Genomic DNA, 12,667 nt, shown 5'->3' with positions numbered 1-12,667 from the left:
GTGCGTGGACTGCGGCGGTAAGAAAAGAAGCGAGGATCAGTCACGGTACAGAATCCGCCGCCATAAACAGCGGTAACCCCGCGAGCGGCCAGACGTAAACGCGCCAGTTCATAGATGTCGGCCATGAACTTGCCGGCATTCTGGCTCGGCACGAAGGCTTTGGCTGCTTCAGGCAATTGCTGGACGAAGGTTTCGCGCACTTCCGGGCCGACTTCAAAGGCTTGAGGGCCAATGGCCGGGCCGAGCCAGACCAGTACGTCTTCGGGCGGTACATCCAGGCTGTCGAGGGTCGCTTCCAGCACACCCGCCGCCAGCCCGCGCCAACCGGCATGGGCGGCAGCGACGCGGGTGCCGGCACGGTCGCAAAACAGCGCAGGAAGGCAGTCGGCGGTCATCGCTGTGCAAGCGATACCGGGTGTTGCCGTCCAGCTGGCGTCGGCAGTGGCTACCAGGTTTGGGTCCGCTTGGGTCACGACAATGCCGTGAACCTGTTGCAGCCAGGCCGGCTGAATCGAGAAACGATCGGTGAGACGACGGCGGTTTTCGGCGACGGCTTCAGGGCTGTCGTCAACGTGATCGCCGAGGTTGAGGCTGTCGAACGGCGCCAGACTGACRCCGCCCGCACGGGTGGTAACGCAGGCTTTGACGCTGGCCGGCGCGGGCCAGTCAGGCGTCAGCCAGGTCATCCGATGAACGCCTCGCGGTCTTGCTTGAGCAGCGACAGCAACCAGACGAAGTCATCCGGCAGTGGCGATTCCCAGCTCATGCGTTTACCGGTGGTCGGATGATCCAGCTCCAGGAACCGCGCATGCAGCGCCTGACGCGGGAAATTCTTCAGGGATTCGACCATGGTCACGCTGGCGGCCGGTGGAATACGGAAACGACCGCCGTAGGCAGGATCTCCGACCAACGGGTAGTTGATGTGCGCCATGTGCACGCGAATCTGGTGCGTACGACCGGTTTCCAGCTTCACTCGCACATGAGTGTGGGAGCGGAAACGCTCGAGCACGCGGTAGTGACTGACGGCTTGCTTGCCACCTTCCATCACCGCCATGCGCTGGCGTTGCTGGCCGTGACGACCGATCGGCGCGTTGATCTTGCCGCCTGCGGTCACTACACCAATCACGATGCACTCATAGATCCGGCTGACGCTGCGGCTCTGCAATTGCGTGACCAGCTGTGTCTGCGCCTGAATGGTCTTGGCCACCACCATCAGACCGGTGGTGTCCTTGTCCAGGCGATGCACGATACCGGCGCGGGGCACATTGATGATGTCCGGCACGTGGTGCAGCAAGGCGTTGAGCAAGGTGCCGTCGGCGTGACCGGCGGCCGGATGCACCACCAGGCCCGCAGGCTTGTTGATCACCAGGATGTCGTCGTCTTCATAGACGATGTCCAGCTCGATGTCTTGAGCGATCCATTCGCCCTGAGCTTCCTGCTCGGCAGTCAATTCAAGAATGGCGCCACCGTGAACGATGTCTCGCGGGCGGATAACCGCCCCATCCACAGTCAGGCGGCCGTCTTTGATCCAGGCGGAAAGGCGCGAGCGCGAGTGCTCAGCGAATAATTGTGCGGCGACTTGATCGAGGCGTTGGCCGCCMAATTCGGACGGCACCTCTGCGCGAAGTTCAATTTTATCGGACATGCTCAGACTAGGCGTCGGCRCAGCCTTTGGTTTCGGCTGCGCGCTTGTGGTTAAATACGGCGTCTTTTGCCCCGAGGCTTTTCAACGGGGCACTCATCATAACAGGACGGCCCCGCCCAAGACAGCGGCCGTCATAGGGACGCAAGCCGCCATGCAAGTGAAACACCTGCTGCTGATCGCCATCCTCGCATTGACCGCTGCTTGCTCATCGAAGGAAGTCGTAGACGAAAACCTGAGCGAAGTCGAGCTGTACCAGCAGGCTCAGCACGATCTGGACAACAATAGCTACACTGCCGCCACAGCCAAGCTGAAGGCCCTGGAGTCGCGTTATCCGTTCGGTCGCTATGCCGATCAGGCTCAACTCGAGCTCATCTACGCCAACTACAAGAACTCCGAGCCTGAGGCTGCGAAGTCCGCCGCCGAGCGATTCATTCGTCTGCACCCGCAGCACCCGAACGTCGATTACGCCTACTACCTCAAGGGTCTGACCTCTTTTGACCAGGACGTCGGCCTGCTGGCGCGCTTCCTGCCACTGGACATGACCAAGCGTGACCCGGGCGCTGCCCGCGACTCCTACAACGAGTTCGCCCAGCTGACCAGCCGCTACCCGAACAGCCGCTACGCGCCGGACGCCAAGCAGCGCATGATTTACCTGCGCAACCTGCTGGCGGCCTATGAAATCCACGTTGCCGACTACTACCTGACCCGTCAGGCCTACGTTGCCGCCGCCAACCGTGGCCGTTATGTAGTGGAAAACTTCCAGGAAACCCCATCGGTCGGTGACGGCCTGGCGGTGATGACCGAAGCCTACCAGCGCCTGCACCTGGACGAACTGGCTGCGACCAGTCTCGAAACCCTGAAACTCAACTACCCGAACCACCCGAGCCTGGTGAACGGTCAGTTCGTGCCATCGGTAGCCGAAGCCGACAACCGTTCGTGGCTGAGCAAGGCCACCCTGGGCCTGATCGAATCCCGTCCGCCACTGCCGCCGGGCGAAACCCGCGCCAACCAGGATGTGCAGAAGCAGTTCCAGGATGCCAAGGACGCGATTCCGAACGAGCTCAAGCCTAAAGATGAAAACGGCGATGTGATCGAAGAACCGGAACCCGAGTCCAGCAACACCGACCGTTCCTGGTTCAGCCACATGACCTTCGGCCTGTTCGACTGACATAGAGATGTTGTACCGGGAAGGCGCCTTTCGAGGCGCCTTTTTTATTGCCGGATTTTTGGGTGAACGTATTGCGCTGTGCGCTTGACCCGTCCTTGGCTAAACTGCCAATTCATTAATCAAAAAGCAGCTCACCATGCTTCGTCTATTGTTCTGGATCGCCCTGATTGCCGCTGCCGTATGGTTCTGGCGCAAGTTCAAGGGCCCGACGTCGGTCGCCAATATGCCGCGCGAGCAAGATGCTCCACCCATGGTTCGCTGTGCTCATTGCGGCGTACACCTGCCCCGCGACCGCGCGTTGAAACTCGAACAACAGTGGTATTGCAGCCAGGCTCACCTTGAGCAAGGCCCGGGCTCAAGTGATCGCTGAGACGCCCAGCCCAGGCAACAAACAGGCCCAGCGACTGCTGCGCCTCTATCACCTCTACCGCTTAAGCGTCGGCATCACCCTGGTGCTGTTGATCTCCAGCAACATGGACAACCAGTTGCTGAAGTTCGCCAATGACGACCTGCTGCGCAACGGCAGCTGGTTGTACCTGGTGCTGAATATCCTGCTGGTGGTCTTTCTGGGGAACACCCGACGCCCCGCGCAGCTGTTCGGCCTGGCGCTGGTCGATGTCCTGCTGCTGTGCGGCCTGTTCTATGCCGCGGGCGGCATGGCCAGTGCCATCGGCAATTTGCTGATCGTCTCAGTAGCCATCAGCAATACCTTGCTGCGCGGGCGTGTCGGTCTGCTGATCGCAGCGGTCGGTGCCCTTGGCATCGTGGGTTTGAGCTTCATCCTGAGCTTCAACCACCCCGCCAGCCCCAGTGATTACCTGCAAATCGGCACCCTCGGCGCCCTGTGTTTTGCCGCGGCGCTGCTGGTGCAGGGATTGACCCGACGATTGGAGGTCAGCGAAACCCTGGCCGAACAGCGGGCCAGTGAAGTGCTCGGTCTCGAAGCCCTCAACGCACTGATCCTGCAACGCATGCGCACAGGCATTCTGGTGCTCGACAACCAGCGGCGGGTGCAACTGGCCAATCACAGCGCCTTGACCTTGCTGGGGCAGGAAAAACTGGACGGCCAGTTGATCGACGATTACTCGATACCGTTGGTCGAGCGGCTCCAACTGTGGCTCAACAATCCAACGTTGCGCCCGCAAAGCCTGCAGATCGCCAGCAACGGCCTCGAGCTGCAACCAAGCTTCATTGCCCTGGACCAAAGCCCGCACCACCAGACGCTGGTTTTTCTCGAAGACCTCGCCCAAATCGCCCAACAGGCCCAACAACTGAAACTCGCCGCCCTCGGTCGCCTGACCGCCGGGATTGCCCATGAGATCCGCAATCCACTGGGCGCCATTAGTCATGCCGCGCAGTTACTGCAGGAATCCGAGGAACTGAACGGTGCGGACCGGCGTCTGACCCAGATTATTCAAGACCAATCTCAGCGCATGAATCGGGTAATCGAAAACGTCCTGCAATTGTCCCGTCGCCAGCAAACCGTGCCGCAACGGCTCGATTTGAAGCCGTGGCTGGAGCATTYCGTCGCCGAAACCCGCGAAGGCTCGAAAGAACATCAGCAGATTCACCTGCGCATCGGCTTGGGAGACTTCAAAACCCTGATGGATCCGGATCAGCTGACCCAGATTCTCGATAACCTGTTGCGCAATGCCTGGCGCCATAGCGCCCTCAAGCATGATCGGGCGCAGGCCTGGCTTGAGTTGTTTATCGACCCGGACAGCCAGTTGCCGACCCTGGAAGTCCTGGACGATGGCCCTGGCGTTGCACCGGACCAACGTACTCACTTGTTCGAACCGTTCTTCACCACCAGCAGCCAGGGTACTGGCCTGGGGCTTTATCTGTCCCGTGAGCTGTGCGAAAGCAATCAAGCCCGCCTAGACTTCAAATCACGCCAAGGCGGCGGCTGCTTTCGCATCACCTTTGCTCACGGACGGAAACAAAGTTGAACACGAGCCCACGGCAAAAAATCCTCATCGTCGACGACGAGCCGGATATCCGCGAACTCCTGGAAATCACCCTGGGACGGATGAAACTCGACACCTCCAGCGCACGCAACCTCGCAGAAGCGCAGGCGCTACTGGCACGGGATACGTTCGACCTGTGCCTGACCGACATGCGCCTGCCTGACGGCACCGGTCTGGCGCTGGTGCAGCACATCCAGCAGCGCTATGCGCAAGTGCCGGTGGCSRTGATCACCGCCTACGGCAGCCTGGAGACAGCAATAAATGCCCTCAAGGCCGGCGCCTTCGACTTCCTGACCAAACCGGTCGACCTCACCCGCCTGCGCGAACTGGTCATCAGCGCCCTGAGCTTGCCAGCGCCAGGCGGCACCAGCAGCGGCATCGACCGTCGGCTGCTGGGCGACTCGCTGCCCATGCGCAACCTGCGCAAACAAATCGACAAACTGGCCCGCAGCCAAGCCCCGGTCTACATCAGTGGCGAATCCGGCAGCGGCAAGGAACTGGTCGCCCGACTTATCCACGACCAAGGCATCGAAGACAAGCCCGGGCTGTTCCAGGCAGCCCAGGGCGGTACTTTGTTCCTCGACGAAGTGGCTGACCTACCGCTGGCAATGCAGGTCAAACTGCTGCGGGCCATACAGGAGAAAGCCGTTCGCAGCATCGGTGGCCAGCAGGAAACCGTGGTCGATGTGCGCATCCTCTGCGCCACTCACAAAGACCTCGATGCCGAAGTCGCCGCCGAACGCTTTCGCCAGGACTTGTACTACCGCCTGAACGTGATCGAGCTGCGAGTACCGTCCTTGCGCGAACGCCGCGACGACATTGAGCTTCTGGCCAACAATATGCTCAAGCGACTGGCGGCCAGCACTGGCCAGCCCCCCGCAAAACTCCACCCACAAGCCCTCGAAGCGCTGAAAAACTATCGCTTTCCTGGAAACGTGCGGGAATTGGAGAACATGCTCGAACGGGCTCACACCTTGTGCGAGAACAAACAGATCGAAGCCAGCGACCTGCGCCTGGCAGAAGGCAACTGCAACCCGGACGGCGGCGTGCCAGACCTGACACAGATCGATAATCTGGAAGCCTATCTGGAAAACGTCGAACGCAAACTCATCCTCCAGGCCCTGGAAGAAACCCGCTGGAACCGCACGGCGGCGGCCCAGCGATTGAATCTGTCATTTCGGTCGATGCGTTACAGGCTGAAGAAATTGGGGCTGGATTGAACCGTTAACAGCTCTTCTGTCAGATTCGTCCGGCCGGCGCATACGGCGCAGGGTCGATAATCGGCGCCCGCCCCAGCATCACATCGGCAAACAACTGACATGACGCCGGCGCCAGCACCAGCCCGTTACGGTAATGCCCGCAGTTGAGCCAGAGCCCGTCATATCCCGGCACCCGACCGATATAGGGGATTCCTTCAGGCGACCCGGGCCGCAACCCCGCCCAATGCCCCACCACCTCGGCATCCGCCAATGCCGGAATCAATTCCACCGCCGATGCCTTCAGGCTTTCCAGCGCCGTGTCGGTTGGCGTCTTGTCGAAGCCCTCATGCTCCAGCGTACTGCCGATCAGGATGTGCCCGTCGCGCCGGGGAATGGCATAACGCCCCTTGGCCAGGACCATGCTCGGCAGGAAGTCCGCTGCGCACTTGTAGAGAATCATCTGGCCCTTGACCGGTTCGACCGGCAGCTCCAGGCCCAGCTTTTTCAGCAAGTCACCGCTCCAGGCCCCCGCTGTCAAAACCACCTCATCACCCCGAATGGCCCCCGTCGAGGTCTGTACCCCGACCACCGCAGAACCTTCCCGGATAAATTCGCTGACCTCGCATTGTTCATGGATCGTCACGTTCGGCAACGCCAGCAAGGCGGCCTTGAGGGACTTCACCAGCCGTGGATTACGCACATTGGCCACATCGGCCATGTAGATCGCCCGCGAAAAACCGGCGCCCAATACCGGCACTGCATCGTGGGCCGCAGAGATATCCACAGCCCGCAGCGGACGGTTCTCCCGTTTGCTTCGGACGCGAGATTGAACGCCGTCAGCAGGCCAATCACCCCGCCACCGACAATCACCACTTGCTGTTGACTGCTCATGTTCTGATCCAACCGTTCTATAGACAGAGGGCGCAAAAGGCGCCCGAAAAAGGAACTCAGCGCCCCCAGCAATCCTTGGTGGCCAGGCCGGACGCGGCATTGACCATACTCCTGACACCGGTATTGGTGAGAGTGAAATCACCGCACTTGTCGCTGGCCATGGTCGAACCGGCCTTGCGTGTTGCCGTCAGCAGGAAGGTCTGATCGGTCAGGGTCGGGGTGATGGTGTAGAAATCATTGCCGGCGCTGAGGCCGGTGGCATTGGTGTAGACATTATTCTTCGAATAGAAACGCTCGAGGATCTGCGCCTGCTCGGAAAGCAACCCGGCGACTTCAGTACGGCGGCCCTTTTTTATGTACTCGGTGAGGCTCGGATAGCCAATGGTGATGACGATCCCGATGATCGCAATCACGATCATGATTTCGATCAGGGTAAAACCTCGGTTGGATCTGCGCATGCCTCACTCTCACTTACTGTATTTGTCGCCACATGATGCGACGGCCGCTGCCGCCACCGGATTTTTCCACCAGAGTGGTCACGCCACCACCGGAGTCGTTCACAATCTTGCGGGTTGCGTCATTGACGACCGCGTTCAGGGTCGGGATACCACCGGTGAAGATCACCCCGCTGGAAATCGTGTCGTTGCCGTCGACCACCCCGTCGGCATTGGTGTCGAGTACCGCGTAATTGAGCATCTTACCGCTGAACGCATCGAGTTCGACCAGTTTGCCGGTACCGAAGCTGGCACAGGGGTCCACGGTATCCACGCTGAGCGTGGTAAAAACAATTCGCCCCGATACCAGACTGGCCTGATAGATCACCCGCTCCCCCGTCAGCACGTTGTTGTATACCAGGGGCAAGTACCAGCCTTTCTTGGCCGGGTAGGTCACCTCGTTCTGGCTGGTGGTGATGAATTGCCCGGTACTGCCCGAAAACACGCCGGTCACCGCCTGCGCCTGCAAACTGGAAACAGTGATTTGTCCTGCGCCCCCCTCGGCATCCCATACCGCGTAGAACGCCTGTAGATCCTTATTGGTCTTGTCGGCAACCTCATTGAATTTGCCGGTGCCGAAAAACACCTCCTTGCCGCCCAACACGTGATCCGCCAGCAACGGTTGCGCGGTAATCGGCTGGGTCGCGCCACCTGCAGTGGTGAACAACGGCTTGCCGGAAAACGCCACGCCCCAGGTGTCAGGGGTGGTGCCACTCAAATCGAACTTCCACAACCGCCCTTTCAGATCGCCCCCGTAGGCAGCCTGCACCACATTCTGCGAGTTGACTCTGAGCTTCACCGACGACAGGCCGTTGGTGGTTTCGGTACTGTCGACCACGATTTTCTTGATCAGCGAGCCGTCGCGAATATCCACCACATACAACGCTGCCACCCCGGAGTTGCTGCCATAGCCGTTGGAGATAAACGCGGCCCAGCGACCATCGGCCAAGCGTGCCACTTCGGGGCGCGCATAGGCATAACCCAGATCATTGAAAACGTTCGTTGTATTGGCCGTGGCCGGCGCACGGACTTCCCACAGTGCTTTAGTTTCATTACCAGCCGATGCGTCGAACAATTGCAGCGCATAGAAGGTTTTGCCGCCCGCCCCCGTTCCGCCAATCGCCAGGGTTTTCCAGGCGCTGTTGAGCTGAGCATCGAACACGCCGACCTGGCCATCGACCAGAAACTTGTGGCTCACACCGTTGATGTAAGTGGGATCAGCGATGTCGTTCAGCGATGGCAGCACGCTGGAGGGCATGTAGGCATAACGCCTGACACCATTGGCCGAGTTGATGATGTTTACAAAACCGTCGTTGGCATTCACCACCAGGCTGGCATTCATGTTGGCGGCTTTGGTGGTCAGGTAAGTGCTGTAGCTGGTGTCTGCCACCAGATCGGACGCGGTTTTGTCCGTGGGTGAGGCCAGCACGAGTGGCGAATTGATGATGTCGCCGAGCAATACACTGCGAACTTTCAGCCCGGTTTTGTTGATGCCCTTGCTCCACTCCACCAGATCGTTGCCGTTGATGCCAGTGGGCAGCCCCTGGTTGAGGGCGGTCTGCTGCGCCGCAGAGAAATTGCTGTAAGCCAGGGTGACCGCGGCGTTGGTTTGCGTGTTCCAGGACTGGTAGATCGGCGCAGTGGCGCCGGGCACGATGGTGGTGTCGGTCGTCCACAGCACAGCGGCGGTGTTAACCGCGCCCGCCGACGTGAAGCCAAAGGACTTGATCGTACCCCGCCAGTCCTTGGGATCGTAACTGGTCTGGAAATAGCTCGAGTTGCTGGTCAGGGTCGTGCCGCTGGCCACGCCACTGCCACCTGAGCCGGCCTTGGAAGTGATGTCGCTCAGGGCGGCAGACAGTGCATTGTTAAGTCCCGCACTGTCGTTCGCCTGGTAATACTTGCCCTGCCCATAGGTCGCGGCATCCGCCAACATCTGGTTTGCAGCGGTGAAACCCACGGTATAGGTGTTCATGTTCTGCTTGGGAAAATCCAGGGCGTTCCAGCTTTTACCCGCGGCATCGGTTCCCGTGGAACGCATGTCGATATCGAAGGCGAACTTGGCAATGTCATCCAGGTACAGGGTGTCGCCCTCATCGTCGCCTGAGGGATCGGTACCATCGTTACTGCTGATCCCGTCCCAGTTCGGTAACTGGCTGCCACCCAGCGGATCATCGGTCGGAAAGGTTCGGTCATAGGTCGGCAGACCATCGGTGATCACCACCCCGTAGTTTTTCTGGCAACGGTACTGAATCGGACTGGTATAGGTGTCGGGCGTCGAGTTGTTGTACGGCGCCATGCCACGGAAATAACGAGTGATCTCGTAATAGGCTTCCGCCAGCGGCGTATTGGCTTGCGCGCTCAGCTCGTCGATCCCGGCGATCAGTGAGGTGTAATTGGTATCGGCCTGAGCCTGGGTCACAGTGCCACTGACCGCCGACAAATCGCTGATCGAGCGGGCGATGTAACCGCCGTCATTCTTATGGTTGCCGACCGCCAGGTTGAACGTCGACAGGCCGATGCGCAGCGAACGGTTATTGGCCACCAACGTCTTGGAAACGTTGCGCGCCACGTTCATCCGGTAATCGTTGGGGATCGAGCCGTCGGTGAAGTCCCGGTCAGTGTTGTTGGCCAGGCTGATCAGGTAGGACAAATAATTCGCCGTATACCGCGTGTCCTCGCTTCCCACCGGATCGGGAAGCTTCAGGCAAAGCGAATCCAGACCGAGAAGGCTGTTTTTATAAAAACCGTACCATCCGGCCTTCGAGCATGTTCCATGATTCAAACTCGACAAGGCGATATTGTTATCGGTCATGTCCAGGTCGCGGCCTTTGTTGCACGAACCATTGGAGAGGCAAATCGTCACCGGGGTGCGTGCGACCGTCGGGTCGAAGCCGGCCGCCCAGATAATGTTGTTCATACTCCCCGAGTCATCGAGCAGCAGCATCACATTGGCAGGCACGGCGGCGGCGCTCAACAGCGGAGAATCCGAGGGCGTGAAGGCGTAGGTCGGCGCTGCCAGGTAAAGGCTCRAGACCGCGCCGCAGAGCAGCTGCAGTAACCAATGGCGCCAGCCTGTGCGGGTCTCAGTACTTCGCATAAATACTCTCCACCACACTGCGCGAGCTGCCCGCGATGCCCACGGCGGTCACCCGATAAAGGGTTGCCGACGTGTTGCTCGGCACATTCACGGCAGTCAGGGTAGTGCCGATGTTCTGCACTCCATAAAAGCCGCTACCGGAGGCGATCCAGTTCACCCCCGAGGTGGAGTTGAACCCGGCGGCGGTGATGACCGACGCCTCGGCCGGCGGTGCGCACTGGCTGGTGCCACTGCAGACCGGCAACGAGTAGGAGTTCAGTTGCACCGCGCTTTCACCGACCCGCAACGCCGCTTCCGCGCCCTGGAACGACTGGTTGCGCAGGATCACGCTGCTGGTCATTTTCTCCTGCAACGTGGCGCTCTGCATCGACGAGAGACCGATCAATGTCAGCACCAGGAGAAACACCAGGCTGACCAACAGCGCCATGCCGCGCTGGGCGTGATATGTCATGGACGCACGACTCATCGGCCCTCCCCTCATTGCAACCGGTTGCGCAAGGCGGCAACTACGTTGAAGGTTTGATTGCGGACCCGGTTGTTCGGGTCGGTGAGGGTCAGCGTCAGCCGCACACTGCGGATTCGCGCCGGATCGGACGGATTACTGCTGTAACTGGAGGCGGCTGTATCCGTGGCCGAACTGGCGATACCGAAGCTCACGCCAAAGGCACTGACGTTGTTTACCAGCACCGCCTGAGTCGGCGTGCCAGTGCCGGAGCCCATCAGCAGTTGGTTGTTGCTGAAGCTGTAGACCAGCCGCCGGATCGGAAACGCCAACTGCCCCGATGCCGGCGTGCGTAAACCGGTGTAGGCCGTCGCAGTATTTCGGCAGTCGGAAACCACCGTCCAGGTCGGCACTCCGCCACTGCCGCCGACATCTGCGGTGACCAGAGTCAATTTGAGGTTGGCATTGTCCCAACTGATCGGTGTGAGCAGGCTGGCATTGAAATCCCCCGCCGAGCTGGCGTCGGTAATCGTACCCAGGCAACCAAACATGCCGACCATGCGAATTTCCTGAATCATCTTGCTCAGGACGAACCGCGCATCTTCCTGCATGCCGGCAGCTGTGTTCTGGCTGACATAGGTGTTTTTGGCGGCGATGAAAATCTGCGCCACACCCAGGACCACGATCAGGCTCAACGCCAGGGCGATCAGCAATTCGATCAGACCGAAGCCTCTGCTGGTTCTGTTCATGGTGTCGTCACCGGATCAACGGTGGCACGGCTGGTGAGGACAAAACTGCGGCGCGAATCGGCGATATTGGCGGCCCGGGAGTCGTCCCAGGTAATGGTGATGGTGTATACCCGCTGGTTGCGGACGATGCTGCCGGTGGCCGTGGCGCCGCCGAAATTGACGATATTGGTGGTGAAGTCGTAGAGGTCCTGATCCCGGGCCACGCTCAAGTTGCCCGAGGTCGGCGGCGTGACGGTGTAATCGGCGCCGGAATTGGCGCGAATGCGGTCCATCATGTCGTAGGCGATAAAACTCGCCTGGCTGGTCATCCGTGAGCTGTCGGTGTACTTCAGCGCATTGAGCTGAATCGCCGCCGCGCCCAACAGACCCACAGCCAGCACCAACAACGCGACCAATACCTCGATCAGCGTCATGCCCTCCTGTGCACGCTTGCTCCAACCCCTCATCCGCAACTTCCACCCAATAGAATTCGTCCGTTCAAACACACATTCAGCGTCCTGCTTTGCGCCCCCAGCACATAACTGATCACCACCGCCGTGGACGGCGCTGCCAAGCCGCCGAGATTGTTGAAATCAATCGCGGTCACTCCTGAGGTTAGCGTCAGAGTTGCTCCGCTGCTCATCGCTGGAACAACCCGCAATACATTGGCCGGATTGCCAGTACCGTCATAAACGCTCAGCTCGCCGGTCCAGACACTGCCGCCGGCCGTCGGGCGAACCCGAGTGGTGAAGCCCCGATCAATCGCCTCAAGCCGCGCGTAATTGAGTGCCCGTTGCAAGTCGCCGACCTCGGTGTCGGCCTTGTTGCTTTGCACCGAGCGGGTGAACGCCGGAACGGCCAGTGTAATCAGGATCAGAAACACCGCGAGCGTGACCAGCAGCTCGATCAGCGTGAAACCTTTTGTACGATGATCCATCAGTGCCCTCCGTTGCCGTCGGCTATACCTGCTTCTACACGCTAGAACATTCGACCGACAGATGTACGGTTGTTTTGCCATTACTCGCGCAAGGAT

12 protein-coding genes and 1 pseudogene are annotated in these 12,667 nt (G+C 60.0%); 4 read left to right on the top strand and 9 right to left on the bottom strand.

The features are described from left to right. A partial coding sequence (pgeF, locus tag AC1DLB_RS19115) for a peptidoglycan editing factor PgeF (RefSeq protein WP_477785446.1) occupies nt 1–686 on the bottom strand: 686 nt, incomplete at its 3' end. Beyond that, complete coding sequence (gene rluD / locus AC1DLB_RS19110) at nt 683–1,645, bottom strand: 23S rRNA pseudouridine(1911/1915/1917) synthase RluD (RefSeq protein ID WP_477785445.1); 963 nt, start codon at nt 1,643–1,645, stop codon at nt 683–685. The genes rluD and pgeF, both read right to left, overlap by 4 nt. 151 nt (nt 1,646–1,796) lie before the next feature. Between rluD and AC1DLB_RS19105 the strand changes: the two genes are divergently transcribed. From AC1DLB_RS19105 to AC1DLB_RS19090, 4 genes are all read left to right on the top strand, one after another. After that, nucleotides 1,797–2,813, top strand: coding sequence for an outer membrane protein assembly factor BamD (locus AC1DLB_RS19105; RefSeq protein ID WP_477743873.1), 1,017 nt, complete (start codon nt 1,797–1,799; stop codon nt 2,811–2,813). Between the two features lie 136 nt (nt 2,814–2,949). After that, the gene (locus AC1DLB_RS19100) at nt 2,950–3,183 is read left to right on the top strand and encodes a PP0621 family protein (RefSeq protein WP_007938406.1); all 234 of its coding nucleotides are present in this window, start codon (nt 2,950–2,952) and stop codon (nt 3,181–3,183) included. After that, nucleotides 3,173–4,762 carry a sensor histidine kinase gene (locus AC1DLB_RS19095; RefSeq protein ID WP_477785444.1) on the top strand — a complete coding sequence of 530 codons (1,590 nt, stop codon included), beginning with the start codon at nt 3,173–3,175 and terminating at the stop codon, nt 4,760–4,762. The genes AC1DLB_RS19100 and AC1DLB_RS19095 overlap by 11 nt, the downstream gene beginning before the upstream one ends. Next, entirely contained in the window at nt 4,759–6,000 is a 1,242-nt protein-coding gene (locus tag AC1DLB_RS19090; protein ID WP_477785443.1) for a sigma-54-dependent transcriptional regulator, read from the top strand. The genes AC1DLB_RS19095 and AC1DLB_RS19090 overlap by 4 nt, the downstream gene beginning before the upstream one ends. Nucleotides 6,001–6,019: 19 nt before the next feature. On the opposite strand, the pseudogene AC1DLB_RS19085 reads toward AC1DLB_RS19090, so the two are convergent. The 7 genes and pseudogenes from AC1DLB_RS19085 to AC1DLB_RS19055 form a co-directional block, all read right to left on the bottom strand. Next, nucleotides 6,020–6,781, bottom strand: a pseudogene (locus AC1DLB_RS19085) (NAD(P)/FAD-dependent oxidoreductase); the annotation flags it as partial. Between the two features lie 145 nt (nt 6,782–6,926). After that, nucleotides 6,927–7,328: a type IV pilin protein gene (locus tag AC1DLB_RS19080; protein WP_018925895.1), complete on the bottom strand. Its 402-nt coding sequence runs from the start codon at nt 7,326–7,328 to the stop codon at nt 6,927–6,929. Between the two features lie 13 nt (nt 7,329–7,341). Further along, complete coding sequence (locus AC1DLB_RS19075) at nt 7,342–10,464, bottom strand: pilus assembly protein (protein ID WP_477785442.1); 3,123 nt, start codon at nt 10,462–10,464, stop codon at nt 7,342–7,344. Beyond that, nucleotides 10,451–10,930 carry a pilus assembly PilX family protein gene (locus AC1DLB_RS19070; protein WP_064620447.1) on the bottom strand — a complete coding sequence of 160 codons (480 nt, stop codon included), beginning with the start codon at nt 10,928–10,930 and terminating at the stop codon, nt 10,451–10,453. Before AC1DLB_RS19070 ends, AC1DLB_RS19075 begins: the two co-directional genes overlap by 14 nt. Nucleotides 10,931–10,941: 11 nt before the next feature. Continuing rightward, a complete protein-coding gene (locus tag AC1DLB_RS19065; RefSeq protein WP_018925892.1) occupies nt 10,942–11,655 on the bottom strand; it encodes a PilW family protein in 714 nt (237 codons plus the stop codon). Beyond that, the gene (gene pilV, locus AC1DLB_RS19060; RefSeq protein WP_026286393.1) at nt 11,652–12,101 is read right to left on the bottom strand and encodes a type IV pilus modification protein PilV; all 450 of its coding nucleotides are present in this window, start codon (nt 12,099–12,101) and stop codon (nt 11,652–11,654) included. Before pilV ends, AC1DLB_RS19065 begins: the two co-directional genes overlap by 4 nt. Next, on the bottom strand, nt 12,098–12,571 hold the full coding sequence (locus tag AC1DLB_RS19055; protein ID WP_018925890.1) for a GspH/FimT family pseudopilin: 474 nt from the start codon (nt 12,569–12,571) through the stop codon (nt 12,098–12,100). The genes pilV and AC1DLB_RS19055 overlap by 4 nt, the downstream gene beginning before the upstream one ends. Nucleotides 12,572–12,667 lie beyond the last annotated feature (96 nt).

The organism is Pseudomonas sp. 05N434 (assembly GCF_056396965.1).
This window is presented reverse-complemented; position numbering and strand designations above follow the sequence as displayed.

Excerpts from the sequence above, each read along its gene's own strand:
- pilV (WP_026286393.1), bottom strand. The coding sequence starts at position 12,101 with ATGAGGGGTTGGAGCAAGCGTGCACAGGAGGGCATGACGCTGATCGAG.
- AC1DLB_RS19105 (WP_477743873.1), top strand. The coding sequence starts at position 1,797 with ATGCAAGTGAAACACCTGCTGCTGATCGCCATCCTCGCATTGACCGCT.
- AC1DLB_RS19070 (WP_064620447.1), bottom strand. The coding sequence starts at position 10,930 with ATGAGTCGTGCGTCCATGACATATCACGCCCAGCGCGGCATGGCGCTG.
- AC1DLB_RS19100 (WP_007938406.1), top strand. The coding sequence starts at position 2,950 with ATGCTTCGTCTATTGTTCTGGATCGCCCTGATTGCCGCTGCCGTATGG.
- AC1DLB_RS19080 (WP_018925895.1), bottom strand. The coding sequence starts at position 7,328 with ATGCGCAGATCCAACCGAGGTTTTACCCTGATCGAAATCATGATCGTG.
- AC1DLB_RS19065 (WP_018925892.1), bottom strand. The coding sequence starts at position 11,655 with ATGAACAGAACCAGCAGAGGCTTCGGTCTGATCGAATTGCTGATCGCC.
- AC1DLB_RS19055 (WP_018925890.1), bottom strand. The coding sequence starts at position 12,571 with ATGGATCATCGTACAAAAGGTTTCACGCTGATCGAGCTGCTGGTCACG.